Below are 19,543 nucleotides of genomic sequence, written 5' to 3' on the forward strand. Positions count from 1 at the left end.
CACATGGAGGCCGGATATACGACAGACAACCTGCTCTTGTCATTGACTGTTGAATGCCTTGCAATGAGGGAGGAGACCATATACGTCCCTCCCAGGCACTCCGGCGGCGACGTCTTTCCCGGGAACGTCGAGCACCAGCTCGATGAGGGGGTTGCAGTGCAGCGGCGCTAGGCGCCGCTTCCTGCCGCCAGCTCCCGCTCCAGCTCGATCAGCCTGAGCTTTCTGTCCACACCCCAGCGATAGCCCGAAATGCCTCCATCGCTGCGCAGCACCCGGTGGCAGGGTACGACCATGGCCAGCGGGTTGGCCGCGCAGGCGCCGGCCACGGCGCGTACTGCGGCGGGGTTGCCGACCCGTCTGGCCAGCTCGGTATAGGTGATGGTCTGACCGGCCGGGATGCGTGACAGCTCCGCCCAGACCCTCTTCTGGAATTCACTGCCGCGGGCCGCCAGCGGGCGTTGCAGTTGCAGCCGGCCCAGCGGGTGATCCACATAGGCCAGCAGGGCCTGCATGTCCTGTTCCAGATCTTTACTGTCCTGCTTCAGCGTTGTGCTTGGAAAACGCTGCTGCAGGTCTGCGACCATGGCGGCGTCCTCATCCCCCAGCAGAATGGCCGCTACCCCATCATCGGAGACCGCCAGCAGCAACCCGCCGAAGCGGCAATGGCCGGTGGTAAAACGCAGATGCTCGGGCAGGGTTTTCATGGCAGCTCCGGGAAAATGATCTCCGACCAGTGTAGGGCCATGGGATAGCGACGACCAGCCCCGGGAGGGAGCGACATCGCCGCCGCAGAGCCCTGGGAGGGACGTATATGGTCTCCTCCCTCATTGCAAGGCATCAGCTTTGATGGCAAGAGCAGGTTGTCTGTCGTATATCCGGCCTCAGTGTGCAGCACAGTGCTGCGGGCCTCGATGAGCAGTCGCCACGTATCGTCCTTATCGAGCTCGCGGCCTGTATGACCATGACCCTCCTCAGGTTTTCGATACATCGGTTTGACCTGTATTACCACCATCTGCTGATTGCCTTCGCAACCTGGGGGAGTGCGTTACCTCTTGGTTAGATCGAGTGTGTGGCTGCTGCGCTTCAGGCCGCAATGGCTTGGTATGGTTGCCCTCGAACCACTACTGCCCAGCCGATGCGTGCCAGCTTGTTGGCCAGTGCCACGACTGCCTTGTTGTAGCCTCGTCGCTCGATCAGGCTGCAAACCCAGCGACTTGGTCTGTCGTCACGCTCTTTGGCGTAACGGGCAACGGCTCTGGCGCCATGCACTAGCAGCGCCCTGAGGTGTCTATCCCCACGCTTGCTGATACCGCCGAGCACAGTCTTACCGCCAGTGCTGTACTGCTTGGGTACCAGCCCGAGAGCCGCAGCCACATCACGACCGCAACGGAACTGCTGGCCACTCCCTAGCCGGCCATAGAAGGCGCTGCTGACGATAGGGCCGTAGCCCGGCACGCTCATCAAGCGCTGACAGGCTTCGTTTTCTGCGGCCTTGGTTTTGATTTCGCGTTCGTACCAAGCGAGCTCCTGCTCCAGCGCGATGAACAGCTGATACTGTCGGCCCAGCAGGCCCCGCAGGCGCCATGGCTGGCCGTTCTGCGCATCTTCCAACTGTGCGATGACCGCCTGCCTGAAGCGGTGCTTACCCTCAGGCAGATCCACGCCGTGCTCTGCGAGCAAGGCTCGAGTCCGGTTGATCAACCCCGTCTGTTCAGTCACCAGCGCTTGGCGCAGACGATGCAGGCTCTGGTCCAGCTGCTGATCGACCGTCTTGATCTCAACGCAACGAATACGGCCATGCTGAACCGCCTCAGCAATGGCAAGCGCGTCGTTGTGATCGTTCTTCTGGCCACGCAGGTAGGCTTTGACATGCTGTGCTGGCAACAGCTGCACACCATGACCCAACGCGCGTATCTCCCTGGCCCAGTGGTGCGCGCCGGAGCAAGCCTCCATGCCAACGACAGCCCCCGGATGATTGGCCAGAAATGACAGCACCTCATGGCGGCGAAGCTTCTTGCGCCGAGGTGGTTTGCCAGAGCCATCAAGGGCGGCAACGAAGAAAACGTGCTTTGCCAGGTCGATGCCAATTGTCATAGATTGGTTCATGGTCTCCTCCTGTCTCCGTTCGGTTCCAGTAGATGCATAGCATCTATCTCTTGGCGCATCGACGCCGTAGAAGGGAGAGGGAGGAGACCATCTCATCAAGCACCAGCTCGTCCACGGGTGCAGCACCCCTGTGCCACGCCAACACTCTCATCGAGCTGGTGCTCGACGTTCCCAGGAACGACGTTCCCGGAGGTGACGTCCCCGGGAGCGACATCGCCGCCACAGCGCCCTGGGAAGGACGAGCACCAGCTCGTCCACGGGGTGCAGCACCCCTGCGCCACACCACCACTCACATCGAGCTGGTACTCGACGTTCCCAGGAACGACGTTCCCGGAGGTGACGTCCCCGGGAGCGACATCGCCGCCACAGCGCCCTGGGAAGGACGAGCACCAGCTCGTCCACGGGGTGCAGCACCCCTGTGCCACACCAACACTCACATCGAGCTGATACTCGACGCGTCCGAAAGCCGCACTTCAATTGACCCTGACATCATGGCAAGGTCTACTCTTTCCCCATCGTCAGTTCCACAACAGGGTGCCCGATGACTCTCTCCGCCAGCCGCATGCAATCCGCCAGCCTCAGCCTGCCGATCGAGGGCATGACCTGCGCCTCCTGCGTGCGCCGGGTGGAGAAGGCGCTGGCCGGGGTCGAAGGTGTCGAGTCGGTGGCGGTGAATCTGGCGACCGAGCGGGCGGACATCCGTGCCGCCGCGGCGCTGGATACCACCGCACTGGTGCAGGCGGTGGAGAAGGCCGGCTACCGGGTACCGGCTGCCACAACCGAGCTGGCAGTACGGAACATGAGCTGCGCCTCCTGTGTCGGCCGGGTCGAGCGGGTGCTCAGGGCGGTGCCCGGGGTGACCGGGGTGGCGGTGAATCTGGCCACCGAGCGGGCCAGCGTCCAGGGTGTGGCCAGTGAACAGGCGCTGCTGGATGCCATCAGCCGGGCCGGCTATCCCGGGCAGTTGCTGGGTGAGGCGAGCGCTGAAGTCGATGCCGCCCGCAGGGAGGGCGAGCGCCGGGCGCTGTGGCGTGACCTGCTGACTGCCGCAGTACTGACCCTGCCGGTGTTCGTCATTGAAATGGGCTCGCACCTGATTCCCGGCATGCATCACCTGGTGGACCGCACCATCGGCATGCAGAACAGCTGGTACCTGCAGTTCGTGCTGACCAGTCTGCTGCTCATCCTGCCGGGGCGGCGCTTCTACCAGCAGGGCATACCGGCGCTGCTGCGCCTGGCTCCGGACATGAACTCGCTGGTGGCGGTGGGCACGGCGGCGGCCTATGGCTACTCGCTGGTGGCGACCTTCCTGCCGGCGCTGCTGCCCTCCGGGACGGTCAACGTCTATTACGAAGCGGCGGCGGTCATCATCACCCTGATCCTGCTGGGCCGCTATCTGGAGGCCCGCGCACGGGGGCGTACCTCCGAGGCGATCCAGCGGCTGGTCGGGCTGCAGCCCAGGGTGGCCCATGTGCAGCGGGATGGGCAGCTGGTCGATGTGCCGGTGACCGAGGTGCAGACCGGCGATCTGCTCGAGGTCAGACCGGGGGAACGTATCCCGGTGGACGGTGAGCTGCTTGATGGCCGCAGCTATGTGGACGAGTCGATGATCACCGGCGAGCCGGTGCCGGTGGAAAAGACCCCGGGCAGCCAGCTGGTCGGCGGCACCGTGAACCAGACCGGGGCCTTCATCCTGCGCGCCACTGCCGTGGGTGGGCAGACGGTGCTGGCGCAGATCATCCGTCTGGTAGAGCAGGCCCAGGGCTCCAAGCTGCCGATCCAGGCGGTGGTCGACAGGGTCACCATGTGGTTCGTGCCGGCGGTGATGGGGGCGGCCCTGTTGACCTTTCTGGTCTGGCTGCTGGTCGGTCCGCAGCCGGCGCTGACCTTTGCGCTGGTCAATGCGGTGGCGGTGCTGATCATCGCCTGTCCCTGCGCCATGGGCTTGGCCACGCCGACCTCGATCATGGTCGGCACCGGGCGGGGCGCCGAGCTGGGTGTGCTGTTCCGCAAGGGCGAGGCACTGCAACTGCTCAGGGATGCCGCTGTGGTGGCGGTGGACAAGACCGGCACCCTGACCCAAGGGCATCCGGTGCTCACCGATCTGGAGCTGGCCGAGGGATTTGACCGGGCGGCAGTATTGGCGCTGGTCGCGGCGGTGGAGTCGCGCTCGGAACACCCCATTGCCCGGGCGATAGTCGAGGCCGCCGTGGAGGAGGGGCTCAGCCTGCCGGAATTGACGGATTTCGAATCGGTGACCGGCATGGGCGTGCGCGCCCGTGCGCAGGGGCGGCAGGTGCAGGTTGGCGCTGACCGCTACATGCGTGAGCTGGGGCTGGATGTGGCGGTGTTTGCCGATACCGCCGGGCGCCTGGGCCGCGAGGGCAAGTCGCCGCTGTATGCGGCAGTGGACGGGCATCTGGCGGCCATCCTCGCCGTGGCTGACCCGATCAAGTCCGGCACCCCGGAGGCGATCGGGGCGCTGCACCGGCTCGGGCTCAGGGTGGCGATGATCACCGGCGACAACCAGATCACCGCCCGCGCCATCGCCGACCGGTTGGGCATCGACGAGGTGATTGCCGAGGTGCTGCCCGAGGGCAAGGTCGAGGCGGTGCGTCGGCTCAAGGCCGAGCATGGCCGGCTGGCCTTTGTCGGCGACGGCATCAACGACGCCCCGGCACTGGCCGAGGCGGATGTGGGGCTGGCCATAGGCACGGGCACCGACGTGGCCATGGAGGCGGCGGATGTGGTGCTGATGTCCGGCGACCTGCGCGGCGTACCCACCGCCATTGCCCTGTCCCGGGCCACCATAGGCAATATCCGCCAGAACCTGTTCTGGGCCTTTGCCTACAACACGGCACTCATCCCCGTAGCCGCCGGAGTGCTCTATCCCGCCTTCGGTCTACTGCTGTCCCCCATGTTCGCCGCCGGCGCCATGGCCCTGTCCAGTGTCTTCGTGCTCGGCAACGCCCTGCGCCTGCGGCGCTTTGGAAAGAGCGGGCAGCTCACAGTGGCGTAGCGCGCCTGCGCTACGCCCATCCCCCCATCAAGCTGCTGCTCGACGTTCCGGGGCGCGGCGTCGCTGCCCATCCGGGCCGGATTCTTCCCGAGGCCAGTCCCATCGGGGCCTGCGCAGGACTCCGCTTTTATTGACCCATGTCATGGTGTTCCCGCCAGCCAGGTCTATGCTGGGGATAAAGAACTCCCAGCCAGGTCGCGCTGGCTGACCGATATATCCCGGCTTTGCAGTCGCAGGCAGTCTTCGGTGAGGCCCAAGGGCAAGGAGAAATGACAATGAATGAAGGACAAGTAAAACAACAGGATACGGAAGATGTGCTGGCAAGCCGATTTCCGACAGCCTACACCGTCCTGTTTCTGCTGATCGCCGTTGTCGCGGCGCTGACCTGGGTCATTCCCGCCGGCCAGTACGAGCGGGTGATGAACGAGGAGATCGAGCGCGAGGTGGCGATCCCCGGTACCTACCAGCTGGTCGAGCCCAGCCCCCAGGGCTTTGTCGACGTCATGCTGGCACCCACCGCCGGTTTCTACGACCCCGACAGCTATGCCGCCAACGCCATCGATGTGGCCCTGTTCGTGCTCTTTCTCGGTGGTTTTCTCGGGGTGGTCAACGCCACCGGCGCCATAGACACCGGCGTCAAGAGCGTCATGCAGCGTCTCAAGGGCCGGGAGATATGGATGATCCCCATCCTCATGGTACTGTTTGCAATAGGCGGTACCACCTACGGCATGGCCGAGGAAACCCTGGCCTTCTACATCATCCTCATCCCGATCATCATCGCCGCCGGTTATGATGCGGTCACCGGGGTCGCCATCATCCTGATCGGTTCCGGCGTAGGTGTGCTGGGTTCCACCATCAACCCCTTCGCCACCGTCATTGCCTCCAACGCAGCGAACATCCCCTTTACCGACGGCATGATGCTGCGCATGGTGCTGCTGATCGGCGGGCTCGCCATCTGCATTGCCTATGTCATGCGCTATGCCGCGCGGGTCAAGGCTGACCCGTCCCGTTCGGCGGTGGCCAGGCAGCTCGAAGCCCATCGTCAGCTGTTTCTCAGCGGTCATGACGACCTGGAAGCGGTGCGCCTGACCATGACCCAGAAGATAGTGCTGGTCATCTTTGCCCTGACCTTCGTGGTCATGATCTGGGGCGTCTCCTCCCAGGGCTGGTGGATGGCCAATATGGGCGCGCTGTTTCTGGGTGCCGCCATCGTCATCGGCCTGGTTGGTCGGCTGGGCGAGAAGCGGCTGACCGGCAGCTTTGTCGATGGCGCACGGGACCTGCTCGGCGTGGCGCTGGTGGTCGGTCTGGCCCGCGGGATCGTGGTGATCATGGAGCAGGGCATGATCGCCGACACCATATTGCACAGCGCCGAGAACAGCCTCGGCGGCCTGTCGGAGCTGGCCTTCATCAATCTCATGTTCTGGATCGAGATCGGCATGAGCTTCTTCGTACCCTCGTCCTCCGGACTGGCGGTACTGTCGATGCCCATTCTGGCGCCGCTGGCGGACTTTGCCAGCGTCGATCGGGATCTGGTGGTGACCGCCTACCAGTCCGCCAACGGATTGGTGAACCTGATCAACCCGACCTTCGCGGTGGTGATTGGAGGCCTGGCCATTGCCCGGGTGTCCTATGATCGCTGGCTGGTCTTCATCTGGCCGCTGCTGCTGATTCTTTCCCTGTTCATCACTCTGGTGATCAGCCTGGGCACTTTCCTGTGAGGGTTGAGGCATGACCGAGTACAGACTGGGTGTTCATTCGGAAACCGGCATCCTGCGGCAGGCGATCGTCTGCCGCCCCGGACTGGCCCACCGTCGCCTGACCCCGAGCAACTGCGACACCTTGCTGTTCGACGACGTGTTCTGGGTCAAGCAGGCGCAGAAGGACCACGATGTGTTCGTATCCCTGATGCGCTCGCGCGGGGTGGAGGTTCTGGATGTCAACGAGCTGCTGGCGCAGACGCTGGATATCGACGAGGCGCGGGCCTGGATTCTGGATAACCGCATCACCTGGAACCATGTGGGTGTGGGCATGGTGTCCGACCTGCGAGCCTGGATGGACGCGCTGCCGGGCGAGCGGCTGGCGGAGTTCCTGATCGGCGGCCTGCAGGTCAGCGACCTGCCGTTCAACCCCAGTGGCCTGTTCGGCAACCACCTGGGGCCCTTTGGCTTCATCCTGCCGCCGCTGCCCAACTTCCTGTTCACCCGCGATACCAGTGCCTGGATCCATGACGCCGTGTCGCTGAACCCGATGTACTGGGCCGCACGCCAGCCGGAGACCCTGCTGATGGCAGCGATCTACCGCTTCCATCCCAAATTCGCCGGCAAGGTGGAAACAGTGTGGGGCGACCCGCTCAGGGACTACGGACTGGCGACGCTGGAGGGCGGCGACATCATGCCGGTCGGCAACGGCAGCGTGCTCATCGGCATGGGCGAGCGCACCTCGCCGCAGGCGATCGGCCAACTGGCCAACGCCCTGTTCGAGCGGGGTACAGTCAACCGGGTTGTGGCCTGCCAGATGCCCAGCAGTCGCGCGTCCATGCACCTGGATACGGTGTTCACCTTCTGTGGCGGCAATGTGGTCACCGCCTTCCGTGAAGTGACCGACCAGATCCTCTGCTATGACATCCGTCCCGGCAAGGGCGGCAAGCATATTTCCTTCAGCCGTGATCCGCGGCCGATGTTCGATGTGGTCGCCGATATGCTGGGTTGCGAATCGCTGGTGGTGGTGCCCACCGGTGGGGACACCCCCGCCGAGCGTGAACGCGAGCAGTGGAACGACGGCAACAACGTGCTGGCGCTCAGCCCCGGGGTGGTCATCGGCTACGACCGCAATGACGACACCAACGCCGCGCTGGAGGCCGCCGGGATCCAGGTGCTGCAGGTTCCTGGTGCCGAGCTTGGCCGGGGCCGCGGCGGCGGGCGCTGCATGAGCTGCCCGACCATCCGCGATGCCCTCTGACCTGACAGGTGCTGATCCATGGCTTTCAATCTGAAGAACCGCAGCTTCCTCACCCTGAAGGACTTCACCCCGGCTGAGATCGGCTTTCTGCTGAAACTGGCCGCCGACCTCAAGGCCGCCAGGTATGCCGGTACCGAAGTGCCGCAACTGCTCGGCAAGGAGATCGCCCTGATTTTCGAGAAGGACTCCACACGTACCCGGGTCGGCTTCGAGGTGGCGGCTTATGATCAGGGCGCCCATGTCACCTACCTGGGGCCGAGCGGCACCCACCTGGGGCACAAGGAGTCGGTCAGGGACACCGCGCGGGTGCTTGGTCGGATGTACGACGCCATCGAATACCGCGGCTACGGCCAGGCCGTTGTCGAGGAGCTGGCCGAATATGCCGGGGTACCCGTCTACAACGGCCTGACCGATGAATTTCACCCCACCCAGGTGCTGGCGGACTTCCTGACCATGCAGGAGCATGCGCAGAAACCGCTGCGGGACATCTCCTATGTGTTCATCGGCGATGCGGCCAACAACATGGGCGACAGCCTGCTGATCGGCGGCGCCAAGATGGGCATGGATGTACGCCTGTGCGCGCCACCCGGCTGCTGGCCTGACGCCGGGATCCGCCGGCAGGCTGAGCAGATTGCCAGTACCACCGGCGCGCGCATCCTGATCAGCGAGGACATCGACCGCGCCGTGGCGGGGGTGGATTTCGTCTACACCGACGTCTGGCTGTCCATGGGAGAGCCGGAGGAAAAGTGGGCCGAGCGTATCAAGCTGCTGCTGCCCTATCAGGTCAACGCGCAGCTGATGGCCAGAACCGGCAATCCCCGGGTGCGTTTCATGCACTGTCTGCCGGCCTTCCATAACACCGAGACCTCGATCGGCCGGGAGATCGAGCAGAAGTTCGGCATTTGCGCCATGGAAGTCACCGACGAGGTATTCGAAAGCCCCGCCTCGATCGTTTTCGACCAGGCGGAAAACCGCATGCACACCATCAAGGCGGTACTGGTGGCCACCCTGGGAGGTTGACCATGCTGGTTGTTGCAGCCCTGGGCGGTAACGCCCTGTTGAAACGGGGCGAACCCCTGACTGCGCGCACCCAGCGCGCCAACGTGCAGATTGCCGCCGAGGGGCTGGCGGCGATCATCCGCGCCGGTCATCAGTTGGTGATCACCCATGGCAACGGCCCCCAGGTCGGCCTGCTGGCCCTGCGCACGGCGGCCTACAAGCCGGACGAGCCCTACCCGCTGGACATGCTGGGGGCCGAAACCGAAGGCATGATCGGCTATGTCATCGAGCAGGAACTGGAGAACGCGCTGGGCCATGAGCCGGCTGTGGCGACCCTGCTGACCCAGGTGGTGGTCGATCAGCACGACCCCGCCTTTGCCAACCCCACCAAGTTCATCGGCCCGGTGTATGAGCGGGACGAAGCGCAGGCCCGGGCTGATGCGCTAGGCTGGCATATCGCCCGGGATGGCGACAAGTGGCGGCGTGTGGTGCCCTCACCGACACCGCTGGACATCCCCGATATCCGCGTCATCCGATTGCTGCTGGAGCAGGGGGTGGTGGTGATCTGCGCCGGTGGCGGCGGCATTCCCATCATCCGCCGGGACGATGGCAGCAGCCTGGGGGTCGAGGCGGTCATCGACAAGGACGCCGCCAGCGCGCTGCTGGCCCGACAGCTCAATGCCGATGCTCTCTTGCTGCTGACCGATGTGGATGCCATCTACCGGAACTTCGGTACAGACCAGGCCGCCCCCATCCGCCGGTTGACGGTGGAGCAGGCCAGGGCCATGGATCTGCCCGCGGGATCCATGGGCCCGAAGGTGGCCGCTGCCGCTGACTTTGCCGAGCAGGGTGGTTTCAGTGCGATCGGGCGGCTGGAAGATGCGCTGGATATTCTTCAGGGCCGTGCCGGTACCAGGGTGGCGCGCCAGCCTGAGTAGCGCGGCTGGTATTTTCTGCCGCTATCGTGCAGCGAGTTGACCCAGGGCATTCAGCCGGGCCCGGGTTTGGCTTAGAGTTGGCTGACAGGCAACCACCGAGGATTATCCATGGCTTCTTCTGTGCTCTCCGGTAAACGCATGCTGGCTCTTCTGGTCATTGGCATTCTGACGCTGCTGGGCTGGTACACCTGGTCCCAGTATGTGCATCAGGGCCCGGGGGAGGGCTTTATCAGCGGCAACGGTCGCATCGAGGCCACCGAGATAGACATCGCCACCAAGCTGGCGGGCCGGGTCGAGGAAATTCTGGTGCGCGAGGGCGACTTCGTGCAGGCCGGGGAGGTGCTGGCGCGGATGCAGATCGACAGCCTGCAGGCCCAGCTGGAGGAGGCCCAGGCCGCCCACCAGGAAGCCATTCAGGCGGTGGCCGCCGCCAGGGCGCAGATCAGTCTGCGGGAAAGCGACGTGGCCGCGGCGCAGGCGCTGGTGGCACAGCGTGAGGCCGAACACCAGGCCGCCTCCCAGCGCAGTGCGCGTACCGAGGTGCTGGCCCGGGACGGCTCGGTATCCCGCCAGCAACTGGATGACGACCGCGCCCGGGCGCGCAGTGCCGAGGCTGCGGTGGCAGCGGCCAGGGCCCAGGTACTGGCGGCCCAGGCAGCGGTCGAAGCCGCCAGGGCGCAGCAGAGCGGGGCCGAGTCCCGGGTAGCCGCCACTCAGGCAACCATCAACCGCATTCAGGTCGAACTGACCGACAGTGAACTCAAGGCGCCGCGCAACGGCCGGGTACAGGTGCGCGTGGCCCAGCCGGGCGAGGTGCTGGGGGCCGGTGGGCGGGTGCTGAATCTGCTGGACCTGGCCGACGTCTACATGACCTTTTTCGTCCCGGAGGTGGTGGCCGGCCGTCTGGCGCTTGGCAGCGAAGCCCGTCTGGTGCTGGATGCCGTGCCGGATCACGTGATTCCGGCTCGCGTCTCCTTCGTTGCCAGCCAGGCCCAGTTCACCCCCAAGACCGTCGAGACCGCCAGTGAGCGACAGAAACTGATGTTCCGGGTGCGCGCCCAGATTCCGCCGGCGCTGCTCGAACGCTACCTGGAACAGGTCAAGACCGGGGTGCCGGGTGTGGCCTGGCTGAAGCTGGATGCCGATGCGCCCTGGCCGCCGGAGCTGGCGGTATCCGATGAGCTGTTGAAGCTGCTGGCCGATGAGTGACTCTGTCGCCCGCTTGCAGGGCGTGCGTCTGGACTATGGCAAGACCCGGGCACTGGATGGCATTGACCTGACGGTGCCGGCCGGCTGCATGGTCGGCCTGATCGGCCCGGACGGGGTCGGCAAGTCCAGCCTGCTGGCGCTGATTTCCGGTTCCCGGCGCATACAGCAGGGCAGAGTGCAGGTGCTCGGCGGCGACATGGCCGAATGGGGCCACCGCAACCGGGTATGCCCGCGTATCGCCTATATGCCCCAGGGCCTGGGGCGCAACCTCTACCCGACCCTGTCGGTGGAGGAGAACCTGCAGTTCTTTGCCCGGCTGTTCGGCCATGATGCGGCGGAGCGCCGTCGGCGCATCGACGAGCTGACCATTGCCACCGGTCTGCACGACTTTCTGGCGCGTCCGGCGGGCAAACTGTCCGGCGGCATGAAGCAGAAGCTGGGGCTGTGCTGCGCACTGATCCACGATCCTGATCTGCTGATCCTCGACGAGCCGACCACCGGGGTTGACCCGCTGGCGCGGGCCCAGTTCTGGGAGCTGATCGAGAGTATCCGTCGGCAACGTCCGCAGATGAGCGTAGTGGTGGCCACCGCCTATATGGACGAAGCCCAGGGTTTTGACTGGCTGGTGGCCATGGACGCCGGGCGCATCCTCGCCACTGGTACCCCCGCCGAGCTGCTGGAGCAGACCGGCAGTACCTCGCTGGAGCAGGCCTTCGTTGCGTTGCTGCCGGAAGAGCGCAAGCGCGGTCACGCCCCGGTGGTCATTCCGCCGCTGGACGTCGACGAGAACGACATCGCCATCGAAGCGAAGAATCTGGTGCTGCGCTTCGGCGACTTCGTCGCGGTCAAGGATGTCAGTTTCCGCATCCGCCGGGGCGAGATCTTCGGTTTTCTCGGCTCCAATGGCTGCGGCAAGACCACCACCATGAAGATGCTCACCGGCCTGCTGCCAGCCAGCGAAGGGCAGGCCTGGCTGTTCGGCAGCGAAGTCAGCCCGAAGGATATCGAGACCCGCCGCCGGGTCGGTTACATGACCCAGGCGTTTTCCCTGTACAGCGAGCTTACCGTGCGCCAGAACCTGGTGCTGCATGCCCGGCTGTTTGCCGTGCCCGAGGAGCAGATTCCGGCTCGTGTCGAGGAGATGATCCAGCGTTTCGGTCTGGCCGATGCGGTCGACAGTCTGCCCTCGAACATGCCGCTGGGCATGCGTCAGCGCCTGTCGCTGGCGGTGGCCATGGTGCACAAACCCGAGTTGCTGATCCTCGATGAGCCCACCTCGGGGGTTGATCCGGTGGCCCGGGATGCCTTCTGGCGGCTGCTGATTGAACTGTCGCGCAAGGACGGTGTGACCATCTTCCTCTCGACCCACTTCATGAACGAGGCGGAGCGTTGCGACCGCATGTCGATGATGCACGCCGGCGTCGTGTTGGACAGCGATGAGCCGGCAAAGCTGGTGGAAAAACGCGGTGCTGCGGATCTGGAGGAGGCCTTTATCGGCTACTTGCTGGAGGCCGGGGCCGGAACCGATCAGCCGCAGCAGGAGCTGTCCGCCGCACCGCTGGTGGAGCAGGGGGAAGCCGTTGCACCACGCCGCCAGCGCTTCAGCCTGCAACGCATGCTCAGCTACCTGTGGCGCGAAGCTCTGGAGCTGCAGCGTGACCCGATCCGCGCCACCCTGGCGCTGGCCGGGTCGATCATGCTGATGTTCGTGATCGGCTTCGGCATCAGTCTGGATGTGGAGGATCTGCGCTACGCGGTGCTGGATCGGGACGACACCAGCCTCAGCCGCGACTATGCCCTGCAACTGTCGGGCTCGCGCTACTTCATCGAACAGCCGCCGCTCAGTGATTATCAGGAACTGGATCGGCGCATGCGCAGCGGCGAGGTGTCGCTGGCCATCGAGATACCCCACGGCTTTGCCCGCGATGCACTGGCCGGGCGGCCGGTGGAGATCGGCGCCTGGGTCGATGGGGCCATGCCCCAGCGCGCGGAAACCCTCAAGGGCTATGTGCAGGGCATGCACCAGCACTGGCTGGTGACCCAGCTCAGCCAGCGCGGGGGTGCGCTGCCGACCGGTGCCGAGATCCAGACCCGCTTCCGCTACAACCCGGAAGTGCAGAGCCTGCCGGCCATGGTGCCAGCGGTAATCCCGTTGTTGCTGCTGATGATCCCGGCCATGCTCACCGCGCTGGCGGTGGTGCGGGAAAAGGAAACCGGCTCGATCACCAACTTCTACGTCACCCCGGTCACCCGCAGCGAGTTTCTGCTCGGCAAGCAACTGCCCTATGTGGCGCTGGCGATGGTCAACTTCCTGCTGATGAGTCTGCTGGCGGTGACCGTGTTCGGTGTGCCGATCACCGGCAGCTTCGCCGCTTTGGCGCTGGCGGCGCTGGTGTTCAGCTTCGTCGCCACCGGCATGGGCCTGCTGGCCTCGTCGATCACCCGCAGCCAGATCGCCGCCATGTTCTTCGCCATGATCGGCACCATGGTGCCTGCCACCCAGTTCTCCGGACTGATCGACCCGGTATCCTCGCTGGAAGGGGCCGGGCAACTGATCGGACAGGTTTATCCGGCCACGCACATGGTCACCATCAGCCGCGGCGTGTTCAGCAAGGCGCTGGGGCTGGCCGAGCTCAGTGGCGCCTTCTGGGCCATGCTGCTGTCGGTGCCGGTGATCATGGGCCTGGCGGTGATGCTGTTGAAGAAGCAGGAGCGCTGACATGAACCGTCGAACGCTGGCCAATATCTACCGCCTCGGGGTCAAGGAATTGTGGAGCCTGTGGCGCGACCCGATGATGCTGGTACTCATCATCTATGTGTTCACCGTGGCCGTGTACACCGCCGCCAACGCCATGCCGGAAACCCTCAACCGGGCACCCATCGCGGTGGTCGACGAGGACGACTCGGCACTGTCCCGGCAGATCATCTCGGCCTTCTACCCACCGTACTTCACCGAGCCGCAGATGATCAGCATGGCGCAGATGGACGAGGGCATGGACGCCGGGCGTTACACCTTCGCCCTGTACATCCCCCAGGGCTTCCAGCGCGACGTGCTGGCCAACCGCAGCCCGGATCTGCAGCTCAACGTCGATGCCACCCGCATGAGCCAGGCGTTTACCGGCAGCGGCGCGGTGCAGCAGATCATCCAGGCCGAGATCAACGAGTTTCTGCAGCGTGAACGGGTTGCCAGCCCGCCGCCGGTGGACCTGGTAGTACGCGCACGCTTCAACCCGTCCCTGGAGAAGGCCTGGTTCGGCAGCCTGATGCAGGTGATCAACTACATCACCATGCTGTCGATCGTACTGACCGGCGCAGCGCTGATCCGCGAGCGCGAGCACGGCACCATCGAGCACCTGCTGGTGATGCCGGTCACCCCCACCGAGATCATGCTGGCCAAGATCTGGTCGATGGGGCTGGTGGTGCTGGTGGCGGCGGCCGTATCGCTGAACCTGGTGGTGCGCGGCATCCTCGGGGTGCCGGTGGAGGGCTCGCTGCCGCTGTTCTTTACCGGCGCCGCGCTCAGTCTGTTCGCTACCACCTCCATGGGCATCTTCCTCGCCACCCTGGCGCGCAACATGCCGCAGTTCGGTATGCTGATGATGCTGACCATCATTCCGCTGCAGTTGCTTTCGGGCGGTTCGACACCGCGGGAAAGCATGCCCGAGCTGGTGCAGAACATCATGCTGGCAGCCCCCACCACCCATTTCGTCGAGCTCGGTCAGGCCATTCTCTACCGTGGCGCCGGGCTGGAAACCGTCTGGAAACCTTTCCTCGCCCTGGCCCTGATCGGCGCTGTGATGTTCGCCGGTTCATTGCTACGCTTTCGAAAGGCAATCACGCGGATGGCGTAGTCTGGCGTTACCCTGGGAGGGACGAGCACCAGCTCGTCCAGCGAGGCTGCTGGCCAGCACAGAGGCTTGAACCAGGCCGCCCATCGAGCTGGTGCTCGACGTTCCCAGGAGGGAAGCACGACCGGGCACGGGCCTGGGAAGGACGAGCACCAGCTCGTCCAGCGAGGCTGCTGGCCAGCACAGAGGCTTGAGCCAGGCCGCTCATCGAGCTGGTGCTCGACGTTCCCAGCGGCGCGATATTCCCGGGCGAACAAAGGAAACACCAAACAATGACTACAAGGAGTACCACCCATGAGCACTGACACCGACCCCCACAATCTGTGGCAGGCCGGATATGGCCCCCTGCGCCACAGCGAGCAGACCCGCGAGCGCATCACCGCGCTGGCCAGCCAACTGGTCGCCAGGGGGCGGGTGGAGGACGAGGACCAGTTCTATGCCATGCTTGTCGCCGCTGACCGGCTGACCTGCGCCGGGATGAATGTGGTCGCCCACATGACCTATGCCAGGCGGTTGGATCTGGATGGCCAGCCGCTGGCCGCCGAGGATTTCAAGCCGGTGCCCGAAGGGCACACCGGTGGTTCCCTGAACATGGTGCCGGCCTTCGTCGGCTATCTGCTGGCCAACGCCCTCAGCGGACGGACCCGGGCCTGGCTGATGGGCCAGGGCCACTGCGTCGCCGCGATAGAAGCGATCAACACCCTGACCGGTGACCTGTCCCCGGCCCAGCAGGGCCGTTATGAACTGAGCGAAGCCGGACTGGCGCGCCTGTGCCAGGACTTCTATTCCTACCAGACCGATGCCGGCGGCATGCCCTCGGCACCCCTTGGCAGTCACGCCGGACCGAACACCGCCGGAGCCATCTCCGAAGGTGGTTACCTGGGCTTTGCCGAACTGCAGTACATTCATATGCCGCTGCCGGGGGAAAGCCTGGTGGCCTTCCTCAGTGATGGTGCCTTCGAGGAGCAGCGGGGTTCGGACTGGGCCCCGCGCTGGTGGCGCGCCGAGGACTGCGGCATCGCCATCCCGGTGATGATCCTCAACGGACGCCGTATCGAGCAGCGTACCCAGATCATCCAGGAGGGTGGCCCCGAATGGCTGCTCGAGGATCAGCGGCACAATGGTTTCGATCCGGTGATCATCGATGGTCGCGACCCGGCGGCCTTTGCCTGGGCCATCCTGATGGCCGAGGACCGGCTTGAGGCCTTTTCCGCCGATCCGCAGCGGCGCTATCCGGCGCCCTTGCCCTATGTGATTGCCGAGACCGAAAAGGGCTTCGGCTTCCCCGGTGCCGGCACCAACGCCGCACACAACCTGCCGCTGGTGAGCAATCCGCACCGGGATGCGGTGGCGCGCGAGCTGTTCAACAGCAGCGCCCGGGCCCTGCATGTGCCGCTGCCGGAGCTGCAGCAGGCAGTGGCCACCCTGGCTAACCACGACAGGCAGAACCGCCCGCTGGAAAGCCGCAACCCGCTGGTCCATCGCGAGCCGGCAGCGCCGGTCCTGCCGACTCCGCAATGGCAGGCGCCGGGGCTGGAGGACAGCGCCATGACGGCGCTGGATCGCTGGTTTGTCGAGCTGGTCAAGGCCAACCCGCAGTTGCGGGTGCGGGTCGGCAACCCCGACGAGCTGGCCAGCAACAAGATGGGCGAGACCCTGGCGCTGCTCAAGCACCGGGTCAACGAGCCGGAGCCGGGTGTTCCGGAGGATCTGCACGGCTCGGTCATCACCGCACTCAACGAGGAGGCCGTGGCCGCTGCCGCGCTGGCCAACAAGGCAGGGCTGAACCTGATCGTCAGCTACGAGGCCTTTGCGGTGAAGATGCTCGGCCTGATGCGCCAGGAGGCAATCTTCGTCCGCCGGCAGAAGGAGCTGGGCCAGCGGCCTGGCTGGCTGCCGGTGCCCCTGATCGTCACTTCCCATACCTGGGAGAACTCCAAGAACGAGCAGTCGCACCAGGACCCGACCATCGGCGAAGCGCTGCTGGGGGAGATGTCGGACACCGTGCGGGTGCTGTTCCCGGTCGGAGGCAACACCACGGTGGCGGCCATGCGCTCGGTCTATGCCGGTCGCGGCCAGCTCGCCTGTGTGGTGGTCTCCAAGCGCGAGGTGAAACAGTATCTGGATGGCGCCCGGGCCGAGGCACTGGTAGAGCAGGGCGCGGCCCATGTGGTGGGCGACCCGGCCAGCGCCGATGTGCAACTGATCGCCATCGGCGCCTATCAGCTGGAGGAGGCGCTGCGGGCCCAGGCGGCGCTGGCGCAGCAGGGACGGGCCGCCTGCGTGACCGTGATCATCGAGCCGGGTCGCCTGCGCAGCCCGCGGGATGAACTGGAAGCGAGCTTTGTGCTGGATGATGCCAGGCTGCAGGCGCTGTTCCCGCCGGGTATGCCCCGGGTGATCCTCACCCACACCCGCCCTGAACCCATGCTCGGCATCCTGCGGCGGATCGACAGCGGCCCCCAGAAGACCTGGGCGCTGGGTTATATCAGCCGTGGCGGCACCCTGGATGTGGCCGGCATGCTGCGGGCCAACCGCTGTACCTGGCTGGACGCCCTGCGCGCCACTGCCCTGGTGACCGGCTGGGCCCTGTCCGAGCCGGATGAACAAGACCAAGCCCTGGATAACTGACGATGCTGACACTGACCTGTCTTGGTGGCGCCGGAACCGTAACCGGCTCGAAACACCTGCTGACCCACGATGACACCCGCATCATGATCGATTGCGGCCTGTTCCAGGGGCTGAAGAACCTGCGTGAGCTGAACTGGCGACGCCTGCCGATCAACCCCCACAGCGTCGATGCGGTGGTGCTCACCCACGCCCACCTGGACCACTGTGGCTATCTGCCCAGGCTGCTGCTGGATGGCTTCGAGGGCGAAATCTATGCCAGCAGGGCCACCCGGGATGTGGCCGAGCTGATCCTGCTGGACAGCGCCTGGCTGCAGGAAAAGGACGCCGAGTTTGCCAACCGCAAGGGTTTTACCAAGCACAAGCCGGCACTGCCGCTGTACCGGGTGGTGGATGCCGAACGGACCATGCGGCAGTTCCGCACCGTCGCCTGGCACAAGGAAATCGAGCTGCCCGGCAATGCCCGGATGCTGATGCGCCGGGCCGGGCATATCCTCGGCGCGGCGACCCTGCAGATCGATATCGCCGGCAAGCGGATAGTGTTCTCCGGGGATCTGGGGCGCTACCGCGATCCGGTCATGCATGACCCCGAGCCGGTGACCGAGGCGGACTATATCGTGGTCGAATCCACCTACGGCAACCGCCGGCATGACGCCGCCGACCCGCAGGAGGCCCTGGCCCAGGTGATCGAGCGAACCGTGTCCCGGGGCGGTACCGTGGTCATTCCAGCCTTTGCCGTGGGCCGGGCGCAGAGTCTCATCTACCAGTTGTGGCGCCTGAAGCAGGCGGGGCGGCTGAAGAATGTCCCCATCTACCTCGACAGCCCCATGGCGACCAGCGCCACCGAGCTGCTGTGCCGGCACAATGTCGATCACAAGCTCACCGCCGACGAGTGTGCGGCAGCCTGCGGAGCGGTGAACTACATCCGTGACGTGGAGGAATCCAAGGCGCTGTCGGCCAACCGCTACCCCAAGGTGATCATCTCCGCCAGCGGCATGGCCACCGGCGGCCGGGTATTGCACCACATTGCCGCCTTCGGCGGCGACCACCGCAATACCCTGCTGTTCTCCGGCTTCCAGGCCGCAGGTACCCGTGGTCGCAAGCTGCTGGAAGGTGCCCGGGAGGTGAAGATCTACGGACACTGGATGCCGGTCAACGCCGAGGTCACCGAGCTGCCCATGCTCTCGGCCCATGCTGACAGTGATGAACTGATGCGCTGGCTGTCCGGCTTCCAGCGTCCACCGCGGCGGGTATTCATAGTGCATGGCGAGCCGGAGGCCTCCGAAGCACTGCGCGAGCGCATCATCCGCGAGCTGGGCTGGGACGCCACGGTGCCGCTGCAGGATCAGGTGCTGGAGTTGTACTAGGCGTTGGGCGGGACGAGCAGGCTCGCCCCGTTTCATCGAGCTGGTGCTCGTTCCTGCCGGTACTCGACGTTTCTGCTGGCGCTTGGCGTCGCCGAAAGAAGGGGGCTCCCGGGAGGGACGAGCACCAGCTCGTCCAGCGGCAGTGAGCCTTGTTGCCAATACCTGCAAAGCGCAGGCACAAAAAAAGAGCCCTGAGGCTCTTTTCTGTTCTTCAGTACAGCAGGGCTGCCTGAAGAGGATCTGGAGCGGGAAACGAGACTCGAACTCGCGACCCCAACCTTGGCAAGGTTGTGCTCTACCAACTGAGCTATTCCCGCAAATCTGACGCCGAAGTGGCGTCCCCTAGGGGACTCGAACCCCTGTTACCGCCGTGAAAGGGCGGTGTCCTAGGCCACTAGACGAAGGGGACGTATCCGGACTTCACAGTGCCGAGGTGTTAACCCTGGCTACCTGCGGCGTTCTTCGCTG

12 protein-coding genes and 2 tRNA genes are annotated in these 19,543 nt (G+C 65.2%); 10 read left to right on the forward strand and 4 right to left on the reverse strand.

Annotation, left to right across the window (positions count from 1 at the left end; all coding sequences use genetic code 11):
- Positions 1 to 167: 167 nt before the first annotated feature.
- Together BM046_RS07230 and BM046_RS07240 are read right to left on the reverse strand one after the other, a co-directional pair.
- A complete protein-coding gene (locus BM046_RS07230; protein WP_090538437.1) occupies positions 168 to 704 on the reverse strand; it encodes a methylated-DNA--[protein]-cysteine S-methyltransferase in 537 nt (178 codons plus the stop codon).
- A gap of 379 nt (positions 705 to 1,083) precedes the next feature.
- Positions 1,084 to 2,106 carry an IS110 family RNA-guided transposase gene (locus BM046_RS07240; RefSeq protein ID WP_090538439.1) on the reverse strand — a complete coding sequence of 341 codons (1,023 nt, stop codon included), beginning with the start codon at positions 2,104 to 2,106 and terminating at the stop codon, positions 1,084 to 1,086.
- A gap of 541 nt (positions 2,107 to 2,647) precedes the next feature.
- Between BM046_RS07240 and BM046_RS07245 the strand changes: the two genes are divergently transcribed.
- From BM046_RS07245 to BM046_RS07290, 10 genes are all read left to right on the forward strand, one after another.
- Complete coding sequence (locus BM046_RS07245; protein WP_090538440.1) at positions 2,648 to 5,125, forward strand: heavy metal translocating P-type ATPase; 2,478 nt, start codon at positions 2,648 to 2,650, stop codon at positions 5,123 to 5,125.
- 275 nt (positions 5,126 to 5,400) lie between these two features.
- Entirely contained in the window at positions 5,401 to 6,846 is a 1,446-nt protein-coding gene (locus BM046_RS07250; protein WP_090538441.1) for a YfcC family protein, read from the forward strand.
- A 10-nt stretch (positions 6,847 to 6,856) separates the two neighbouring features.
- Entirely contained in the window at positions 6,857 to 8,086 is a 1,230-nt protein-coding gene (locus BM046_RS07255) for an arginine deiminase (protein WP_090538442.1), read from the forward strand.
- Between the two features lie 18 nt (positions 8,087 to 8,104).
- Entirely contained in the window at positions 8,105 to 9,106 is a 1,002-nt protein-coding gene (gene argF, locus BM046_RS07260; protein ID WP_090538443.1) for an ornithine carbamoyltransferase, read from the forward strand.
- Positions 9,107 to 9,108: 2 nt separating this feature from the next.
- A complete protein-coding gene (gene arcC / locus BM046_RS07265; RefSeq protein ID WP_090538444.1) occupies positions 9,109 to 10,023 on the forward strand; it encodes a carbamate kinase in 915 nt (304 codons plus the stop codon).
- A 108-nt stretch (positions 10,024 to 10,131) separates the two neighbouring features.
- Positions 10,132 to 11,232: an HlyD family secretion protein gene (locus tag BM046_RS07270; RefSeq protein ID WP_090538445.1), complete on the forward strand. Its 1,101-nt coding sequence runs from the start codon at positions 10,132 to 10,134 to the stop codon at positions 11,230 to 11,232.
- Positions 11,225 to 13,951: a ribosome-associated ATPase/putative transporter RbbA gene (gene rbbA, locus BM046_RS07275; protein ID WP_090538446.1), complete on the forward strand. Its 2,727-nt coding sequence runs from the start codon at positions 11,225 to 11,227 to the stop codon at positions 13,949 to 13,951. Before BM046_RS07270 ends, rbbA begins: the two co-directional genes overlap by 8 nt.
- Position 13,952: 1 nt before the next feature.
- Positions 13,953 to 15,083 (forward strand): ABC transporter permease, encoded by a 1,131-nt coding sequence (locus tag BM046_RS07280; protein ID WP_090538447.1) that lies wholly within the window; start codon positions 13,953 to 13,955, stop codon positions 15,081 to 15,083.
- 291 nt (positions 15,084 to 15,374) lie between these two features.
- Complete coding sequence (locus tag BM046_RS07285) at positions 15,375 to 17,711, forward strand: phosphoketolase family protein (RefSeq protein ID WP_090538448.1); 2,337 nt, start codon at positions 15,375 to 15,377, stop codon at positions 17,709 to 17,711.
- A gap of 5 nt (positions 17,712 to 17,716) precedes the next feature.
- On the forward strand, positions 17,717 to 19,075 hold the full coding sequence (locus BM046_RS07290) for an MBL fold metallo-hydrolase RNA specificity domain-containing protein (RefSeq protein WP_456236158.1): 1,359 nt from the start codon (positions 17,717 to 17,719) through the stop codon (positions 19,073 to 19,075).
- 241 nt (positions 19,076 to 19,316) lie between these two features.
- Here BM046_RS07290 and BM046_RS07295 read toward each other — a convergent pair.
- Positions 19,317 to 19,392 (reverse strand) — tRNA-Gly (locus BM046_RS07295).
- Positions 19,393 to 19,408: 16 nt separating this feature from the next.
- A tRNA-Glu gene (locus tag BM046_RS07300) sits at positions 19,409 to 19,484 on the reverse strand.
- Between the last annotated feature and the right edge of the window lie 59 nt (positions 19,485 to 19,543).

Source organism: Halopseudomonas formosensis (assembly GCF_900115905.1).
In the GTDB taxonomy this organism is placed as follows: domain Bacteria; phylum Pseudomonadota; class Gammaproteobacteria; order Pseudomonadales; family Pseudomonadaceae; genus Halopseudomonas; species Halopseudomonas formosensis.